18 protein-coding genes are annotated in these 18,541 nt (G+C 38.5%); 12 read left to right on the top strand and 6 right to left on the bottom strand.

Features of this window, described 5'->3' with window-relative positions:
• Positions 1-11: 11 nt before the first annotated feature.
• Positions 12-1,199 (top strand): hypothetical protein, encoded by a 1,188-nt coding sequence (locus H4O18_RS15920; RefSeq protein ID WP_187586351.1) that lies wholly within the window; start codon positions 12-14, stop codon positions 1,197-1,199.
• 77 nt (positions 1,200-1,276) lie between these two features.
• Here H4O18_RS15920 and ytxJ read toward each other — a convergent pair whose 3' ends face one another.
• Complete coding sequence (gene ytxJ / locus H4O18_RS15915) at positions 1,277-1,672, bottom strand: bacillithiol system redox-active protein YtxJ (protein ID WP_187586349.1); 396 nt, start codon at positions 1,670-1,672, stop codon at positions 1,277-1,279.
• A gap of 164 nt (positions 1,673-1,836) precedes the next feature.
• Between ytxJ and clpB the strand changes: the two genes are divergently transcribed.
• Complete coding sequence (gene clpB / locus H4O18_RS15910; RefSeq protein WP_187586347.1) at positions 1,837-4,437, top strand: ATP-dependent chaperone ClpB; 2,601 nt, start codon at positions 1,837-1,839, stop codon at positions 4,435-4,437.
• A 115-nt stretch (positions 4,438-4,552) separates the two neighbouring features.
• Entirely contained in the window at positions 4,553-5,149 is a 597-nt protein-coding gene (locus H4O18_RS15905) for a TetR/AcrR family transcriptional regulator (protein ID WP_187586346.1), read from the top strand.
• 7 nt (positions 5,150-5,156) lie between these two features.
• Here H4O18_RS15905 and H4O18_RS15900 read toward each other — a convergent pair whose 3' ends face one another.
• Positions 5,157-6,767 (bottom strand): PorP/SprF family type IX secretion system membrane protein, encoded by a 1,611-nt coding sequence (locus H4O18_RS15900; protein WP_187586344.1) that lies wholly within the window; start codon positions 6,765-6,767, stop codon positions 5,157-5,159.
• A 96-nt stretch (positions 6,768-6,863) separates the two neighbouring features.
• On the opposite strand from H4O18_RS15900, the gene H4O18_RS15895 reads away from it, so the two are divergent.
• Positions 6,864-7,394, top strand: a complete 531-nt coding sequence (locus H4O18_RS15895; RefSeq protein WP_187586342.1) for a SixA phosphatase family protein — start codon at positions 6,864-6,866, stop codon at positions 7,392-7,394.
• Here H4O18_RS15895 and H4O18_RS15890 read toward each other — a convergent pair.
• Entirely contained in the window at positions 7,391-8,137 is a 747-nt protein-coding gene (locus tag H4O18_RS15890) for a DUF6503 family protein (protein WP_187586340.1), read from the bottom strand. The two genes, H4O18_RS15895 and H4O18_RS15890, sit on opposite strands and share 4 nt — an antisense overlap.
• Positions 8,138-8,274: 137 nt before the next feature.
• Here H4O18_RS15890 and smpB point away from each other — a divergent pair, with 137 nt between their 5' ends.
• The gene (gene smpB / locus H4O18_RS15885; protein ID WP_187586338.1) at positions 8,275-8,736 is read left to right on the top strand and encodes an SsrA-binding protein SmpB; all 462 of its coding nucleotides are present in this window, start codon (positions 8,275-8,277) and stop codon (positions 8,734-8,736) included.
• Between the two features lie 8 nt (positions 8,737-8,744).
• On the opposite strand, the gene H4O18_RS15880 is transcribed toward smpB, so the two are convergent.
• Positions 8,745-9,386, bottom strand: a complete 642-nt coding sequence (locus H4O18_RS15880) for a protein-L-isoaspartate(D-aspartate) O-methyltransferase (RefSeq protein ID WP_187586336.1) — start codon at positions 9,384-9,386, stop codon at positions 8,745-8,747.
• Between the two features lie 282 nt (positions 9,387-9,668).
• Here H4O18_RS15880 and H4O18_RS15875 point away from each other — a divergent pair, with 282 nt between their 5' ends.
• From H4O18_RS15875 to H4O18_RS15845, 7 genes are all read left to right on the top strand, one after another.
• Entirely contained in the window at positions 9,669-10,637 is a 969-nt protein-coding gene (locus H4O18_RS15875) for a Gfo/Idh/MocA family protein (RefSeq protein ID WP_187586334.1), read from the top strand.
• Positions 10,638-10,715: 78 nt separating this feature from the next.
• Positions 10,716-11,603, top strand: coding sequence for a 3-hydroxybutyryl-CoA dehydrogenase (locus H4O18_RS15870; RefSeq protein WP_187586332.1), 888 nt, complete (start codon positions 10,716-10,718; stop codon positions 11,601-11,603).
• Positions 11,604-11,686: 83 nt separating this feature from the next.
• On the top strand, positions 11,687-12,340 hold the full coding sequence (locus tag H4O18_RS15865) for a YggS family pyridoxal phosphate-dependent enzyme (RefSeq protein WP_187586330.1): 654 nt from the start codon (positions 11,687-11,689) through the stop codon (positions 12,338-12,340).
• 71 nt (positions 12,341-12,411) lie between these two features.
• Positions 12,412-13,779, top strand: coding sequence for an exonuclease domain-containing protein (locus H4O18_RS15860; protein ID WP_187586328.1), 1,368 nt, complete (start codon positions 12,412-12,414; stop codon positions 13,777-13,779).
• 3 nt (positions 13,780-13,782) lie between these two features.
• Positions 13,783-14,610: an ion transporter gene (locus H4O18_RS15855; protein WP_187586326.1), complete on the top strand. Its 828-nt coding sequence runs from the start codon at positions 13,783-13,785 to the stop codon at positions 14,608-14,610.
• Positions 14,610-15,524 carry a tRNA (adenosine(37)-N6)-dimethylallyltransferase MiaA gene (gene miaA, locus H4O18_RS15850; RefSeq protein WP_187586324.1) on the top strand — a complete coding sequence of 305 codons (915 nt, stop codon included), beginning with the start codon at positions 14,610-14,612 and terminating at the stop codon, positions 15,522-15,524. Before H4O18_RS15855 ends, miaA begins: the two co-directional genes overlap by 1 nt.
• Positions 15,521-16,033 carry a gluconokinase gene (locus H4O18_RS15845; RefSeq protein ID WP_187586323.1) on the top strand — a complete coding sequence of 171 codons (513 nt, stop codon included), beginning with the start codon at positions 15,521-15,523 and terminating at the stop codon, positions 16,031-16,033. Before miaA ends, H4O18_RS15845 begins: the two co-directional genes overlap by 4 nt.
• Positions 16,034-16,229: 196 nt before the next feature.
• On the opposite strand, the gene H4O18_RS15840 is transcribed toward H4O18_RS15845, so the two are convergent.
• On the bottom strand, positions 16,230-16,937 hold the full coding sequence (locus H4O18_RS15840; RefSeq protein WP_187586321.1) for a response regulator transcription factor: 708 nt from the start codon (positions 16,935-16,937) through the stop codon (positions 16,230-16,232).
• 7 nt (positions 16,938-16,944) lie between these two features.
• Complete coding sequence (locus tag H4O18_RS15835; protein WP_187586319.1) at positions 16,945-18,519, bottom strand: sensor histidine kinase; 1,575 nt, start codon at positions 18,517-18,519, stop codon at positions 16,945-16,947.
• Between the last annotated feature and the right edge of the window lie 22 nt (positions 18,520-18,541).

The raw sequence follows: 18,541 nt of genomic DNA, 5'->3' as shown, positions 1-18,541 counted from the left end.
AACCAAACGTTATGAAACAATCATTACTTGCATCACTTATGATGTTTATTTTTATCTCTTGCGGAGGGGTTAAAAAAACACAGGAAGCCCTAAATACGGGCAACTATGGCAATGCCATAAATAGTGCATTAAAAAACATTGCCGAAAATAAGACAAAGAAGTCCAACCAGCCCTACATTCAATTGCTGGAGGAGGCCTACAAAAAAAATACCGAACGTGAGCTTCAGGAGATTGCATTCTTAAAGAAGGATAACAATCCAGCAAACCATGAGGTGATTTTTAATAGCTATCAGAACCTAAAATCAATTCAGGAACGCATAAAACCTTTATTGCCTTTACAATTGTATGATGAAAATAGGAATGCCAGGTTTGCGTTTAAAGATTATGATGAGGAGATACTAAAGTCGAAACGCCAATTATCCGAATATCTATACAACAATGCCACCGCCCTATTAAACAATGGCAACTACAAAGAAGATTTTAGAAAAGCTTTTGAGCAATTTACCTATTTAAGTCAGTTAAGCCCTAATTACAAGGATACCGAACTTAAATTGGAAGAGGCCCACAACAAAGGCCTGGATTATGTTCAGGTAATTATGATCAACGATTCTGAACAAATAGTCCCAAATCGTTTGGAGGAGGAACTACTCAATTTTAATACTTACGGATTAAACGATCTATGGACCGTTTATCATACCAATGCCTTGAAAAATATTAAGTATGACTACGAGATGCAGGTGGCTTTTAGGAATATAAATATTAGTCCTGAACAGATTACTGAAAAACAAATCTCTAAGGAAAAACAGATCAAGGATGGTTACAAATACGCCACAAACCCTCAAGGAGAGGTTTTGAAGGACAGTTTGGGCAATAAAATAAAAGTTGATAAATTTAAAACCGTAAAATGTAATTTTTATCAATTTACCCAACAGAAGTCGGTTGAAGTGGTTGGAAATGTTAGTTTTTTGGATTTACAAAATCAACAACAAATTAATTCCTATCCTTTGGCCAGTCAATTTATCTTTAACCACGTTTACGCCAAACACAATGGCGATACAAGTGCTCTTGAAGAGGATATGGTTCCATTGCTACAATTATCGGCTGTTCCATTCCCCAGTAATGAACAAATGGTTTATGATGCAGGAGAGGATTTAAAAGCCAAATTAAAAGGCATAGTCACCAGACATAGATTCAATTAAACCTTTATAGGTCTTACTTATTTTTTAGCCCCAATTTGAAAAATACATTTGGTTTAAAGAAAGAATATTCTTTAATACTAGATGTATTTTTTTATATCCAACTGTGTAATGGCCCCATGGGATTCATGTGCTACTACCTCTCCGTTTTTAATCACAAGTAGCTGCGGTGATTCATGAATAACACCAAAAATACTACTGGCTTCATTGGAAACCGACCTGTAATTGTGCAGATCGAGGTAGTGTAGATCCAAACTGTTTGCAGGTATGTCATAAGCTTCATTGAACCTATTCATGACCATTCTACTAATTCCACAGGTTGTGGAGTGCTTAAATATAGCCTGAGGTTTCACTTTGGATTTTTCCTTTATTTCCTCTAACTGTTCTACTGAGGCCAATGGAATCCACGGCGCCACCTTGGCTTCTTTTTTTTCTCTATTATTTTCTTTCCCAAATAGCGTATTAAGAATTCCCATTTCGTAATTTTAATATTAAGTCGTACAAGGCTTCAAAAATTACATACTGCCTTATTGTCGCTCGTTTTTCGAAAATAAGCGACATTTTGTCCTGCTAAAAACAGTGGTAAGGTTGTTGCCTTTAATACTTCAAAAGTAAACAATAACGCAAAAAAAACAACTATATGAATTTCAATAACTTCACCATAAAATCTCAGGAGGCCATACAACATGCGCAGCAGATGGCGCAAGGGTTGGGTCATCAACAAATTGAGAACGAACATATTTTTAAGGCCATTTCCGAAGTTGAGGAAAATGTGCTCCCTTTTATACTCAAAAAACTCAATGTCAACACCACCTTATTAAACCAAATTTTGGAAAAAGAACTGGAAAGCTTCCCCAAGGTTTCCGGTGGAGAAATTATGCTTTCACGGGAGGCTAATAAAACATTGACCGAAGCCAGTATTATTGCAAAAAAAATGGAGGACGAATATGTTTCCATTGAACATTTATTATTGGCCATTTTCAAATCCAAAAGTAAAATAGCCCATATTCTTAAAGACCAAGGAGTTACCGAAAAGGACTTCAAAGCTGCTATTAACGAATTGAGAAAGGGCGGGAAGGTAACTTCACAGAGTGCAGAGGACACCTACAATTCTTTAAACAAATATGCCCGAAATCTCAATGAACTTGCCGATAGCGGAAAATTGGACCCTGTTATTGGTAGGGACGAGGAAATAAGAAGGGTATTACAAATTCTGTCCCGAAGAACAAAAAATAACCCCATGCTGGTAGGTGAACCAGGAGTGGGTAAAACAGCTATTGCAGAAGGTTTGGCCCACAGAATTGTTCAGGGCGACATTCCCGAGAACCTTAAGGATAAGGTAATATTTTCATTGGATATGGGCGCTCTTATTGCGGGTGCCAAATACAAAGGGGAATTTGAAGAACGCTTAAAAGCAGTTATCAAGGAAGTAACCTCTTCGGACGGAAATATTATCCTTTTTATTGATGAAATCCACACACTTGTAGGTGCTGGAGGAGGTCAGGGCGCCATGGATGCAGCCAACATATTAAAGCCAGCTTTGGCTCGTGGAGAGCTGCGTGCCATTGGAGCCACCACCCTGGACGAGTATCAAAAATATTTTGAGAAGGACAAGGCCTTGGAGCGAAGGTTTCAGAAAATTATAGTGGATGAACCGGATACCGAAAGTGCAATCTCCATTCTTAGAGGAATAAAAGAAAAGTACGAGGCACACCACAAGGTGAGAATTAAGGACGAAGCCGTAATTGCTGCGGTAGAATTATCGCAACGCTATATCACCAATAGGTTTTTGCCGGACAAGGCAATTGACCTAATGGACGAAGCCGCTTCCAAGCTTAGAATGGAAATTAATTCCAAGCCCGAAGAACTCGATGTTTTAGACCGCAAAATAATGCAGTTGGAGATTGAAATTGAAGCCATAAAACGAGAGAACGACACCTCTAAACTAAAAGCCTTGAACATTGACCTTGCCAATGTAAAGGAGGATCGAAATGAAATCTTTGCCAAATGGGAAAGTGAAAAAACTGTAGTGGACGATATTCAAAAAACAAAGAACGACATTGAAAACTTTAAGTTGGATGCCGAAAGGGCCGAACGTAACGGGGATTATGGAAAAGTCGCCGAGATTAGGTATGGCAAAATTAAGGAAGCCCAAGAGCGATTGGAAAAGCTTGAAAGCGAACTGGAAGAACAACAACTTGGTGAAACCTTGATCAAGGAAGAGGTCACCAATGAAGATATAGCCGAAGTGGTAGCCAAATGGACTGGTATCCCAGTCACCAAAATGCTCCAAAGTGAACGGGAAAAGCTATTACAACTGGAAGACGTGCTCCATAAAAGAGTAGTAGGTCAGGAAGAAGCAATACAGGCGGTTTCCGACGCCATACGAAGAAGCCGGGCCGGATTACAGGACAGCAAAAGACCCATTGGATCCTTCCTGTTCCTAGGAACTACCGGGGTAGGAAAAACAGAATTGGCCAAAACATTGGCCGCCTATCTTTTTGATGACGAAAATGCCATGACGCGAATAGACATGAGCGAATATCAAGAACGACATGCCGTAAGTAGATTGGTAGGCGCGCCTCCAGGATACGTAGGATATGACGAAGGCGGACAATTGACAGAAGCTGTGCGTAGAAGGCCTTATTCCGTGGTGCTACTTGATGAAATTGAAAAAGCACATCCAGATACCTTTAATATATTACTTCAGGTATTGGACGAAGGAAGATTAACAGACAATAAAGGCCGGGTAGCTGATTTTAAGAATACCATAATTATCATGACCAGTAATATGGGAAGCCATATTATACAGGAAAAATTTGAGAACAATAAAGACATCTATAGCGCCGCAGAAGCCGCAAGGGTGGAAGTGCTTGGGTTATTGCGTAAAACCATACGGCCAGAGTTCCTAAACCGTATAGACGACATTATCATGTTTACCCCTTTAAGTAAAAAAGACATAAGCAAGATAGTGGTCCTGCAACTCGATCAGTTGAAAAAATTGGTTGCCAAGCAGAATATTACAATCGATGCAACGGATGAGGCTATTGCATATTTGGCCAACAAAGGTTACGACCCCCAATATGGCGCACGCCCCATAAAAAGGGTGATTCAGAAAGAAGTATTGAACAATATTTCCAAAGAGTTGCTAAGCGGTAAAATTCAATCAGGTGGAATTATACTCATAGACTCCTTTGATGACCAGCTAGTTTTTAGAAATGAAAGTGAACTAGCAAAATAAATTAATCATTTACTATACCAGGGCATCCAATTCATAATTGGATGCCTTTTTTTTTTATTAACAATAAATACCATGCAGTATAATATTTTTTATATTAGCATAAAACTGTAAGGACATGTCTACAAAAGCTGAAAGAACCACTGCCTATATCATTGAAACTGTTGCGCCAATTTTTAACAAACTTGGATATGTAGGAACCAGCATGAGCGACCTTACAGAAGCTACCGGACTTACCAAAGGGGCGATTTATGGGAATTTCGAAAACAAGGATTCCTTGGCTCTTGCGGCATTTGAGTACAATAGCAAGAAACTTTTATCTGAAATTGACGAAAAATTAAATTCGAGCGGAACTTCCCTTCAGAAGCTTTTTGTGCTTACCAATTTTTATCGGCACTATGATACCTTTGTAGAGGAATTGGGAGGCTGCCCAATTTTAAATATTGGTGTTGACGCCAATCACAATAATTCGCAGTTACTGGCCGCAACTAGGGAAACAATAAAAACTATTGAAGGAAAAATTGCCCTTGTTCTGGAAAATGGGCTAAACAACAATGAACTAAGATTACCGGTAACCCCCCTTCAGTTTTCCAAACAACTATTTACAATGATACAAGGCGCAGTTGCCATGGCAACTATTACAGGTGATAGAAAATACCTGATTAACACAATAGCCTACTTGGACCAATTAATTGTACGCGAGATAAAAAAGTAACCAGGTACTACTCCCCTATTATCCTAAATATCCACGTTTTTTCTTTATAATTGCCTTTGAAGTCATTATCCCTTGCCGCTTCCGCATCACTTAGCGTATCAAACCTCTCCAGATACACATAGTCCCATTTGGTCTTCGCCAGGTAGAAAAACTTGGCATCAATACCTTTCTTTTTTAGATTTTGAACAAATATATCACGGTATCTGCTTGTACCGTAAACATTGCCTATAAGATAAAATCCGGCTTTCTGCCCCTCAATTCTATCTACTTCCTCGTAATGTCCTTGAGTAACAGACTTGCCCGCCTTCTTCCTAGCTGCAATTCTATCCAGATCTTCCTGAATTTTCTTAGCTAAGGCCAGCTCCATATTTTTTATGGAATCCAATCTTTTTTGTTCCTTCATTTGAATAGCCTTGGCCAAGGCCTCGGCCTCCTGCTTTTCCTTTAATCTTTTTGCCTCGGCTAATTCTTGGGCCAGCCTTAATTCTTCTGCCAAAGCTTTCTTTTTCTTACCCCTAACCCGTTTTTGTTTTTTGGATTTTTTATTTGCATTTTTCTCAGCCAAGGCCTCTGCTTTGGTCAGCTCTTCTTTCAATTTCAATTCCTCGGCTTTCTGATCCTCTTCTTCCTCCAATGGATCTTCTTTCTCCAATTGCACCAACGCTTCCTTTTCCTCATCCACTTCAAAACCTACTACCTTTTTACGATCATCAGGACTGCCAAAAGTATAGCCTGCTATCAGCTCAAAACTTGGATCTTGATTCTTGATCTCGGCATCCGTACCGTATTCAATTAAGGCACCCAACGATAAATGCTTAAAAAATCTACCGCCCAATCCACCGGAAATACCATAAAAACTATTATAACCACCTTGCACCCAAAATTTATTGGAGGACAACAAGGCGTTTAGACCCACTTGGGTATCGCCATAAGGTACCGACTTCACATATAACAAAGGCCTTAAAAAGGCATTATCCACACCACTGAAAAGTGTTATTGGAAATTGATAATCTACCATACCCAAGTAGATTTTTTCATCAGATTCTGAATAACTTGTATTAGTAGAAAAATTGTAATCAAAAAGATTCCCAGCTGTAAAACCTACGCTAAAACCATCCACTGAAAACCTAACCCCGGGCGCAAATTGCATAATAAAGGCATTGGACACTTCTAATTGCGGCAGTAAAATATCTGGATCCGGTGTATAGCGGTCATCGGCAATTTCACTACTGAAACCAAATACGTTCAACCCCACTGACAATTGCATATTATTGTCGAAATTAAAAGCATAAGCGTAATTGAGCACTCCGCCGGTATTTAAAAACACGCCCGTATTATTCTGGATAAAACCAACGCCAATAGACGATTGCTCGTTTATTTTTCTCGAATAATTTAAAAAAATAGAAGTTGGATCAGCATCTATGGTTTGCCATTGATACCTGGACCACCATGCAATGGACTGCGGATTGTTCCGATCCAGGGAAAAAACGGGGTTAAATAAACTGGAATTGAATTCATTTAAATTATGCTGCCTAAGATCGGTTGGAACTGCAACCTCTTGGGCGTGCGAAAAAAATATCGCAAACAAAATAGCATAAATAGCGTACTTTTTATCCATATACAAAAGAACAAAAAACTGCGGGCACTACATACTTTTTTAATGTAATTTTAGTTACATTACTAGAATAATCATTTACCAAAAATAGAATTGACCATGAAAAATATAAAACTGCTATTAATTCTAGCATTAACGTTTGGGAATATGGCCTGTAAGGACGAACCAAAGTTACCCTTGGAAAATGCAGAAGAATATATTTCCACCTTTTATTTCATAAGACATGCCGAAAAAGATCGTAGTGATCCGGAAAATATAGATCCAGAATTGAATCAAGATGGGTTGGGACGGGCCATCCGTTGGGCTGAGGTTTTTGACCCTGTAGCACTAGATGCCATTTATATCACGGATTTTGAAAGAACCGCAATGACTGCTGCACCCACATCCATAAAGAAAGAAATTACCCCACAATATTATGACCCCAAAGCAATCATAATAGAAGAATTTAAAAAAGAGAACCTAGGTAAAAACGTTCTTATCGTTGGCCACAGTAATACCACTCCGGAATTTGTAAATCTTATGTTGGGAGAAGAAAAATATGAACACATGGATGATTATGACAACAGTAGTCTTTTTATTGTGCGGATCATAAATGGAAAAGCTACCGATATAAGATTAAAAATGGATTAATCGGACGCCACAACAGAAATATCCTTCAACTCTATTTTTGACAATAGTTTTAATTGGCCCCGTCCATAAAGACTATCAACCTCATATATTGTTGCATCTTCGGGGGATGCTTCAAAGTTCTCATAATCAACAAAACGGATACCCCTTATATAGCGTTCATTATAAGCCGCTCTAAAACGGATTCCACCGCCATCCACATGAAATTCATAAGCCAGGTAATCGGGCTTAAAAGTCTCCTTGTTAAACCAATACAAATAAACATCATCATAATCATCCCCACCACCTTTCTGATCAAAGGTAACCTTTAGCTTATAGTACTCTTTGCCGTTTATAGCAACTTCCCCCAACAACTCCTTGTTAACTGCAGGATCATTCAATCCAAATGGTAAGTATGCAAAATAATGTACCGAATTCACCGAGTTTGCGTACACATTGGCTATCGAATCCTTTAATGGCACCAAACTATCATTAATGAATCGCTTTAAACCATGGGTACTTTTTACATCCAACACCTTTATAGAATCCGTGAGCTTAATACGTTTTAAGATTCTACTGCCCCCATTCCATTCAGAAGCATATTGAAAATCCCTGAATTTATAAGTAATATCACTGGTTCTATACAATTCCCCGCCACTTGCCAAAATTGACCTATCAACTATTTCCTGGGCAGTTATAGAAGTTTTCGTTTTCTCCTTACACGAAATAATTAATAAAATCAAAACCAAAGGGTATACTATTCTCATCTCAATAATTTTTAAGATTAATCGCAAAGAGGTTACATTCATTACAAAAAATCAACCATGTATCCGATCACAAACGCAAAATCTCTGTGTAAGCGTTAATTGCCAATCGGATAATTGTTGTTATTTTTGTCAAACATATGCAGAAAAAAATAAACATAAAAAATAAAAGGGCTAGGTTCGATTACGAGTTGTTGGACACCTATACAGCAGGTATAGTTTTATCCGGAACCGAAATTAAATCGATTCGGGAGAGTAAGGCTTCCATTTCGGAAAGTTTTTGTGAATTTAATGATCTAGGCGAATTATTTGTCATTAACATGCAGGTTGATGAATATTCCCATGGAACCCATTATAACCATTTGCCAAAAGCAGAACGAAAACTTTTATTGAACCGTGGTGAGCTTAAAAAACTGGAAAAAGAAGTAAAAAATTCGGGCCTTACCATAATCCCTTTAAACCTTTTCCTGAATGACAGGGGTTTGGCCAAAATAAACATAGCACTGGCAAAGGGTAAAAAACTTTATGATAAGCGCGAATCCATCAAGGACCGTGACAACAAGAAAAACCTGGACAGAATTAAAAAAAGTTTTAATAATTAGTAATTTAACTAATTTTTATCCTCCAACAAGGGCACAAATCTAAAAGATCCCAATTCCTTTTTCTCAAATTCCTTGGCCGACTTCCTAACAAACAAAGTCATTATTTGTTCATCCAGCCCCACAGGTATCACCAACCTGCCTCCAACCTTAAGTTGCGCCAACAAAGGATTGGGCACAAATGGAGCCCCGGCAGTTACTATGATACTATCAAAAGGCGCCTCTTCTGGCAACCCCTTATAGCCATCCCCGAAAATTACTTTTTTGGGTCTATACCCCATTTTTTTAAAAAAGAGATTCGTCTTTTTAAATAGCTCCAATTGGCGCTCAATGGTGTATACTTTGGCCATAAGCTTTAACAAAACCGCGGTTTGGTACCCACTACCCGTCCCTATTTCCAAGATTTTATGATTTGGTTTTACCTGTAAAAGTTCTGACTGGAAGGCCACTGTATAGGGCTGGGAGATAGTTTGCTCCGCTCCAATTGGAAAAGCTTTATCCTGGTAAGCGTGGTCTTCAAAACTACTATCCAAAAACAGGTGTCTGGGCACTTCGCGGATGGCATTTAGGACGGCATTATCGGCAATTCCCTTTTCTGCAAGAATGTCCGCCAATTTGTTGCGCATTCCCCGATGTTTTAATGTATCTTTCAATTGATTGGTTTTGGTCTGTAAAGTTAAAAAAACGAAAAACTTAAAATGGAAAAATTGGATAAATTACATACTGCAATCTAACTTATTCTGCTATCTGCTGTTAATTTAAACCCAGATTTATTTTTAATTTACCAAACCAAAGTGCCATTGTCCCCGAATAATTTTTCATCAATTTCCTTTGAAATATACGATCACATAAAAGAAGGTGTACAAAACCTAACTTTTAATTTTTAAGCCCTTAAACTTGCAAACTATCCTTATTTTTGAAGAAAATAAATAAATATGCTTAATGTTGGCGTCCTCGGAGCAGGACATTTAGGAAAAATTCATCTTAGATTACTCAATGAGTCCCAAAAATACAATTTAGTAGGATTTTACGACCCGGATGTTATCAATGGCAAAAAGGTGGAAGCGGAATTCGGATATACTTTTTACGAAAACATCAACAAACTAATAGATGCGGTTGATGTCATAGATATTGTTACCCCTACCCTTTCCCACTTTGATTGCGCCAAAAAGGCTATGAAAAAAGGTAAACATGTATTCATTGAGAAACCCATCACCAATACAATTGAAGAAGCTGACGAATTGTTGCTGTTGGAGAAAAAATATCAGGTAAAAGGACAGGTTGGCCATGTGGAGAGATTTAATCCTGCTTTTATGGCGGTAAAAGAGAACATTAATAACCCTATGTTCATTGAAACCCATAGATTGGCAGAATTTAACCCAAGAGGCACAGATGTACCAGTTGTTCTGGATTTGATGATCCATGATATCGATGCCATACTTAGTGTGGTAAAGTCCGAGGTTAAACAAATTAACGCCAGCGGTGTATCGGTTATCAGTAATTCCCCGGATATTGCAAATGCCAGAATCGAGTTTGAAAATGGCTGTGTAGCCAACCTTACAGCAAGTAGAATTTCCTTGAAAAACATGCGCAAGTCCCGTTTTTTCCAAAGGGATGCATATATCGCAGTGGATTTTCTGGAGAAAAAAGTGGAAGTGGTCAAAATGAAGGACGCCCCGGAAAAACCAGGAGATTTTGATATGATCTTGCAGAATGCCGAAGGCGTAAAAAAACAGATTTATTTTGAAAACCCCGACATAGCTTCAAACAATGCTATTCTTGACGAACTGGAAACCTTTGCCGATGCAATAAACCACAATACCGTCCCCGTAGTAACCTTGGAACAAGGCACCCGCGCATTAAGGGTTGCCTTGGAAGTCATTAAATCATTTCAAAAGAAATAGAAACACAGGTTAATTGTTATAAAACAAGGAGCGCTAGTAAGCAATAAAGGATAAAATCCTAGGTAAAAACACATACCAATGAAAAACATAGCAGTCATAGGAGCAGGAACAATGGGCAATGGTATTGCACATGTATTTGCACAAAATGGATACAAAACAAACCTTATAGATATCTCCCAAGATTCTTTGGACAAAGGCTTGGCCACCATTGGTAAAAACCTAGATCGAATGGTAGCCAAAGAGCTCATCACCGAGAATGACAAGAAATCCACCTTGGAAATCATAACTTCCTATACCAACCTAGCTGATGGGGTCAAAAAAGCCGACCTGGTAATAGAGGCCGCCACGGAAAACAGGGCCCTAAAGCTTAAAATTTTCAAAGAATTGGATACCATCTGCGAATCGGGCACCATTTTGGCAACCAACACCTCATCCATTTCCATAACACAGATAGCAGCCGCCACCAATAGGGCCGATAAGGTAATTGGAATGCATTTTATGAATCCCGTACCCATTATGCAGTTGGTAGAAGTTATCCGTGGTTACAGCACTTCAGATGCCGTGACAAAGATTATAATGGACCTTTCCATAGACCTTGGAAAAACCCCTACAGAAGTTAATGACTACCCGGGTTTTGTAGCCAACCGCATATTAATGCCAATGATCAATGAAGCCATAGAAACCCTGTACAATAAGGTTGCCGGGGTTGCTGAAATAGATACCGTCATGAAATTGGGTATGGCACACCCAATGGGTCCCTTACAACTGGCAGATTTTATTGGTTTGGATATCTGTCTGTCCATCCTAAATGTAATGTATGACGGATTTAAAAATCCTAAATATGCTCCTTGCCCCTTATTGGTAAATATGGTAACGGCAGGAAAATTAGGTGTTAAATCCGGTGAAGGGTTTTATGATTATTCCCAATCCCGAAAAGCCGAAACGGTTTCCAAACAGTTTAACTAGCAGTTAATTGAGTCGTTACATTTAAATTATAAGTTTTATCGTTTAAAATGCCCCACAAAAGATTAAAGCAAAAAAATAAGTGAATGTCCATTAAAGAAAATTTAAAGAAAATCAAGGAATCGCTTCCGTCCCACGTTAAACTGGTAGCGGTTTCCAAAACCAAACCTCTAGCCGACATTATGGATGCCTATGAGGCAGGACAAAGAATTTTTGGTGAAAACAAAATTCAGGAAATGACGCAGAAATGGGAAATTCTTCCTAAGGATATACAATGGCATATGATTGGTCATATACAGCGCAATAAAGTTAAGTATATGGCCGAGTATGTATCCTTGATCCATGGGGTGGACACCCTAAAGCTGCTGAAGGAAATAAATAAACAGGCCAAAAAGCACCAACGCATCATACCCTGCCTGCTACAAATTCACATCGCCGAGGAAGACACCAAATTTGGTTTTGATGAGAATGAGTTGAATGAAATAATTACCTCAAATGACATTCAACAACTAGCTAACATAAAGATAGTTGGTTTAATGGGGATGGCGACATTTACTAATGACATCCCGCAAATTAGAAAAGAATTTAAACAGCTTAAAAGTTTGTTTGAAAAGACCAAAACAGTACTCCCGGATCTATCGGAACTATCCATGGGAATGAGTGGCGATTACGAGATTGCCATAGCGGAAGGAAGTACTATGATACGAGTTGGAAGTAGCATTTTTGGAGCCAGAAATTAGCCGCTAATCTTGCTATTTCTTTGACAACAGAATATGTATCTTTGTTTACCAATCCGAATTAGAAATAATACATGTACGTCATATTAGATATTGAAACCACAGGAGGAAAATACAATGAAGAGGGGGTTACTGAAATTGCTATCCACAGGTTTGACGGGCATAAAGTGGTGGATCAATTTATCAGCCTGGTAAACCCGGAAAAGGAAATTCAGCCATTTGTAGTCAATCTTACGGGCATTAACAATAATATGTTACGTACAGCTCCGAAATTTTATGAGGTAGCCAAGCGCATAGTCGAAATTACGGAAGATGCTGTAATTGTAGCCCATAACGCCCAGTTCGACTACCGCATATTGCGAACCGAATTCAGGCGGTTGGGATTTAATTTTGAACGCAAGACACTATGCACCGTTGAACTCGCCAAGCAATTACTACCTGATGCCGAATCCTACAGTCTTGGCAAATTGGTTCGTTCCTTGGGAATCCCCGTAAGTGATCGCCATAGAGCTAATGGGGATGCACTTGCAACTTTACAGCTATTTAAACTATTACTTTCAAAAGACCTGGATAAAACCATTGTTAGAAGTGTTTTAAGAAGTGAAACGCAAGGTGAACTATCGCCCAGACAGCTGGATATGGTAGACGAATTACCTTCGGAAACAGGAGTCTATTATTTACACAATAAGGATGGAGATATTATTTTATTGGGCAAAAGCAGCAACATAAAAAAAAGGGTAAATCAGCATTTTACCAATAATAGTCCAAAGGCCAGAAAAATTCAAAAAGAGACTAAACGGGTTTCTTATGAAAAGACAGGCAATGAATTGGCAGCCCTATTAAAGGAAAATGCGGAATTATTACGGAACAAGCCCAAATACAATTCCTATTACAAAAGAAGGCTATTTTCCCATGGACTATACCAATCTGTTGACGGGAATGGATATATTGCACTGACCGCAGAGACCATTGACCCTAAAAAAAGACCGGTGGCCACTTTCAACAGCCTTCAAGGTGCCGAGAATTTTCTACATAAAATTAGAGAGGAGTTTCAATTGTGCAATAAAATAAATGGGCTCTCTCAAGCAAAAACGCACTGTTCCCATTACGAGGACAACAGTTGCCTTGGAGGCTGCATTAAACAAGAGCCTACAGAAGCCTATAATGAAAGAGCCAGGCAGGCAATTGAAAAATACAGTTTTTCAAAAAAGAGCATTCTGATCATGGACAAGGGTAGGGAAATTGGCGAACGTTGCGGAATCGAAATCAAAGACGGTGTTTTTAAAGGCTTTGGATATTTTAATTTAAACCATCAGATAAATAATATTCATATCTTGGAATCCATAATAACACCTATGGAAGGAAATGAAAACACGACCCACATCATTTCTTCCTATCTAAGAAAAAAAAAGGTCTTAAAAATTCTAGAACTAAAACACTAAACTTTGAAAGTTAACAAAAGTTGGAGACATAAGATTCACGAAATAATTTACGGGACCCATACTCCCGCTGGAAAATTTTTCGACATCATATTACTTGTAGTAATCGTCTATAGTGTAATAATCGTAATGCTCGAGAGCATACCTACCTTCGATGAAAAGCACCATAAATTTTTAAACTATTCGGAATGGACGGTCACAATACTTTTTTCCATTGAATACATTTTGAGAATAGTTTCCATCAACCGGCCCAAAAAGTATATTTTTAGTTTCTTTGGTATTGTTGATCTACTATCCACTATTCCCAAATACCTTTCGCTATTTCTGATTGGTTCGCAATACCTTACGGCTTTTCGGATTTTAAGACTATTAAGGGTTTTTAGAATATTAAAGTTGGTGCGCTTTGTAGGGGAGTCCAACAACCTGGTCAGGGCACTGCATGCCAGCAGAACTAAAATATTTGTTTTCGTTTTCTTTATCATAATCATATCCGTTTTATTGGGAACAGTAATGTATATCGTTGAAGGGCCCTCCCACGGCTTCACCAGTATCCCCCACAGCGTTTATTGGACCATTGTTACCCTAACTACCGTTGGATATGGGGATATCTCCCCTGAAACCCCCTTGGGACAATTTCTCGCTACAGTAATTATGATTATTGGTTATGGGGTAATTGCAGTACCCACGGGTATTGTCTCTGCCGAATATGCTTCAGGAATATCTAAAAAGACTACTGAAAATCCCGGAAAAGCCTGCCCGGACTGTGGCACGGAGATTATGCGCGTAGATGCCCATTACTGCAGGCAATGCGGACATAGATTAAGTGAAGATTAATGAAGGAAAAATCTCTTATTACCGTTGTTGGACCAACTGCAATCGGAAAAACATCCTTGGCCATTGCCATTGCCAAACATTACAATACCGAGATCATTTCCGCCGATTCACGTCAGTTTTACAAAGAAATGTCTATTGGAACCGCGGTTCCATCCCCAGACGAATTGGCTGCAGTTCCACATCATTTTATTCAACACAAAAGTATATTTGACGAATATACCGTTGGGGATTTTGAACGGGAGGCTATTACAAAGCTGGAAACACTCTTCACCCAACACGATATAGTTGTAATGGTGGGTGGTAGCGGATTGTACGTTGATGCCATTAAATACGGACTGGATAATTTCCCCACAATAGACCCGGAAGTGCGTGAAACGTTAAACAGCACTTTGATAAATGAAGGTATTTTAAGCCTTCAGGAGAAACTTAAATCTTTGGATAGGGAATATTACAATAAAGTGGACCTAAACAACCCACATAGGCTAATTAGAGCTCTGGAAGTTTGTATTGGCTCTGGCCTCCCCTACAGCTCTTTCCTCAACCAGAAAAAAGCGGATAGAAATTTCAACACGATAACCCTAGGCATTACTGCGGAAAGGAAGACTATCTACGACCGTATAAACCAGAGAGTAGATATAATGTTGGAACAAGGATTGTTGGAAGAGGTACAATCCTTAAAAAGACAACAGAACCTAAATGCACTGCAAACCGTAGGTTATAGGGAACTATTTAGTTATTATGACGGAGAATACGATTTGGATACCGCTATTGCCGAAATAAAGAAAAACACCAGAAGGTTTGCAAAACGTCAATTAACATGGTTGCGAAAAAAAGAGGATATCCTGTGGGTCGACTATAAATACGACCTGGAAGTACTTCTAAAAAAAGTTGAACATGAAAGAAATAGCAAATGACGGACGGTAAAAAAAATATTCTTTTTGTAATTGGCGTTTCCGGAACCGGTAAATCGACCATCGGGAAGTTACTTGCGGAAAAATTAAACCTAGCTTTTTATGATGGGGACGATTTTCACTCGGCATCCAATATAGAAAAAATGGCCAATAAAAATCCCTTGACCGACGAGGACCGACATGACTGGCTGCTAACGCTGAACCAATTGGCCATTGACAACAAAGAGAAAGGCGCCGTTATTGTCTGTTCCGCATTAAAGGAATCCTATAGGAAATTACTGCAAAGCAAAATTGAGGACAAGGTAATATGGATCTCCCTGGAAGGTTCTTTTGAATTGTTATTGGACCGATTACAAAAACGGAAGGACCACTTTATGCCCGCCGATTTACTACGGTCCCAACTGGACACCTTTGAACCTCCTAGCAGGGCCATAAAAATTTCCATTGAGCCCAGTCCCGAAGAAATTATAGATATAATATTAAGGGAATATACCAAAGCTGTACGAAATTAAACTCTAGGGCACTCCAAGCGCACTTAAGGAAGAAGACCCAAGGAGAAGCGCATAAAACCAGAAAAACCCGCCAAAAAGGCGGGAATGTTTCCATTGTCGTATTTCCATGAGACTGCAGCCTTTGAAATGCGGGTCCCACGAATAAAAAACACCAAGGTTTCCCTTGGTGTTTTTAAAATATTGATATAGTAAAGGCTTATTCGGTTTTAATCACCAATCTAAACCCTTCTCCGTGGATATTTAAAATCTCCACATTTTCATCTTTTTTAAGGTATTTACGCAATTTTGCAATATATACGTCCATACTTCGAGAAGTGAAATAATTATCATCCCTCCAAATTTTGGTCAAGGCCAATTCCCTTGGCATTAAATCGTTCTCATGCAAAGCCAAAAGTCTAAGAAGCTCATTTTCCTTAGGAGACAATTTAATAGCCTCTTCATCCTTAAATTTTAGGAAGCGGAGCTTGGAATTCAGTTGAAAACCACCAATGGTAAATTCAAATTGCTTACTATCCGCAAGGGAATTGGAAGACTTCCTTTGAATTATGGCTTTAAGTTTCATCAGTAAGACTTCAGAATCAAAAGGTTTATTCAAATAATCGTCCGCGCCAGCCTTATATCCTTTAAGTACATCTTCTTTCATAGTCTTGGCGGTAAGAAAAACGATTGGTACGTTTTCGTTCTTTTCCCTGATTTCCTTTGCAAGGGTAAAACCATCCTTGTAAGGCATCATTACATCCAAGATACAGACGTCAAAATTGTCTTTCTTAAATTTTTCAAATCCTTCCATTCCGTTTTTTGCCAACGTAACGTCAAAATCGTTCATTGCCAAGTAATCTTTGAGTACAATACCAAAATTGGGATCATCCTCTACGAGTAATATTTTCTTATCTGCTGTTTCCATTATTGTTTTAAATTAAAGGCAGTTTTATATAGAAAGTGCTTCCTTTACCTTTTTCACTTTCTGCATAAACCTCACCTTGGTGATCGTCAACTATTTTTTTAACGTAAGCGAGCCCTAACCCGTGCCCCTTAACATTGTGTATATCTCCTGTGTGTTCTCTATAGAACTTTTCAAAAACCTTTTTAAGTACTACTTTGCTCATTCCAGCGCCCTGATCCTGAATTTTAATAATGATAGAATTACCGACCACTTCAGTAAAAACATCGATCTTTGGCACCTCTGGCGAATACTTCACCGCATTATCCAATATATTCACTATAACATTGGTAAAATGCATCTCATTGGCCAATACTTCCGAACGTTCTGCTTTTAGATGGGGCTTTATATATCCTCCCCTATCCGCAACAATTAACTCTACATGAGTAATAGCATCCTCTATTATGTCGTGCACATCTGCCCTATCCTTACTAATATCTAGCTGGTTTTTTTCCAACTTTGATATTCGCAACACATTTTCCACCTGCGCATGCATTCTTTTATTTTCATCCCGGATCATTTGCAAATAGCGCAGCACCTTCTCCTTATCATCTATAATCTTAGGATTTTTTATAGCTTCCACGGCTAAATTTATCGTTGCAATCGGAGTTTTAAACTCATGCGTCATATTATTTATGAAGTCCGATTTTATCTCCGAAATCTGCTTTTGTCTGATCAACTGATAAATGGCACTGGAATATGCCACTACAATTACCAAGGTAAATGTCAATGACAAAATTGCCATTCCAAGAATAGATTGAATTAGGAACCTTTTCTTTTTAGGAAAAGTGAGTAATAAGGAAAAATTGGTATTCCCCTCACTATCCTTAAATAATGGTGCCTTATAAAGTGTTGTTTGTGTAAACTTGAATTTTTTTGACTTAACTTTTGTAGGCAGTCCTTTGCTATAGACTCCATATTCGTAGTCTATATCTATGCCCCTATTTTTAAGTTCCCTGCCAAGGAACAATTCTATTTCCTGTTTGGATACGCGTTTGTGGATAGACCTGGATTTTGCCTGTTCCCTAAAAACATCGTCCAATGCAGCTTTGTCAACAGATGAAAGACCTCCGATTTTCTCGAGCTTTTGGACCGGTGTCAAGGAATATTGCCTCCCGTCCAGACCAAAATCTTCTTTATAAATTTCGGTTTTTCTAGTACTGGTAATATTTCTAAAGGTTGTTGTGTCCAAGCCTATATCAAAGAACGTAGATGCCATATTGTAATCCTCCTCCAAAATACCGTGTGTATAAAACCGTATTTCATTGGAATTGATATCGCGATCAAAAAAAAAGAAATTCTTAAGATGTGTAGCTTTTGGCTTACCAATACTATCCTTTAGCTTGTAAAACTCGTTAAGATAATCCTGCACTTCCCGTTTTTCAATATTCTCTACAACCCTACTTAAAATTTGGTTGACGGTATTTGAAAATTGTTCCTCCTTGTCTTCTACGGACTTATTTATCCAATAGCTCTGAACAAAGATGATCCCAATCAGGGAAAGGCTCATTAAGACTACCAAAAGACCAAATAACCTCTTATTCATTTATTAACAAAATTATAAATTT

It is taken from the genome of Arenibacter arenosicollis, from assembly GCF_014397245.1.
In the GTDB taxonomy this organism is placed as follows: Bacteria; Bacteroidota; Bacteroidia; order Flavobacteriales; family Flavobacteriaceae; genus Arenibacter; species Arenibacter arenosicollis.
Note: the sequence above shows the minus strand (reverse complement) of the source record. Positions and strands in the feature narration are given on the sequence as shown.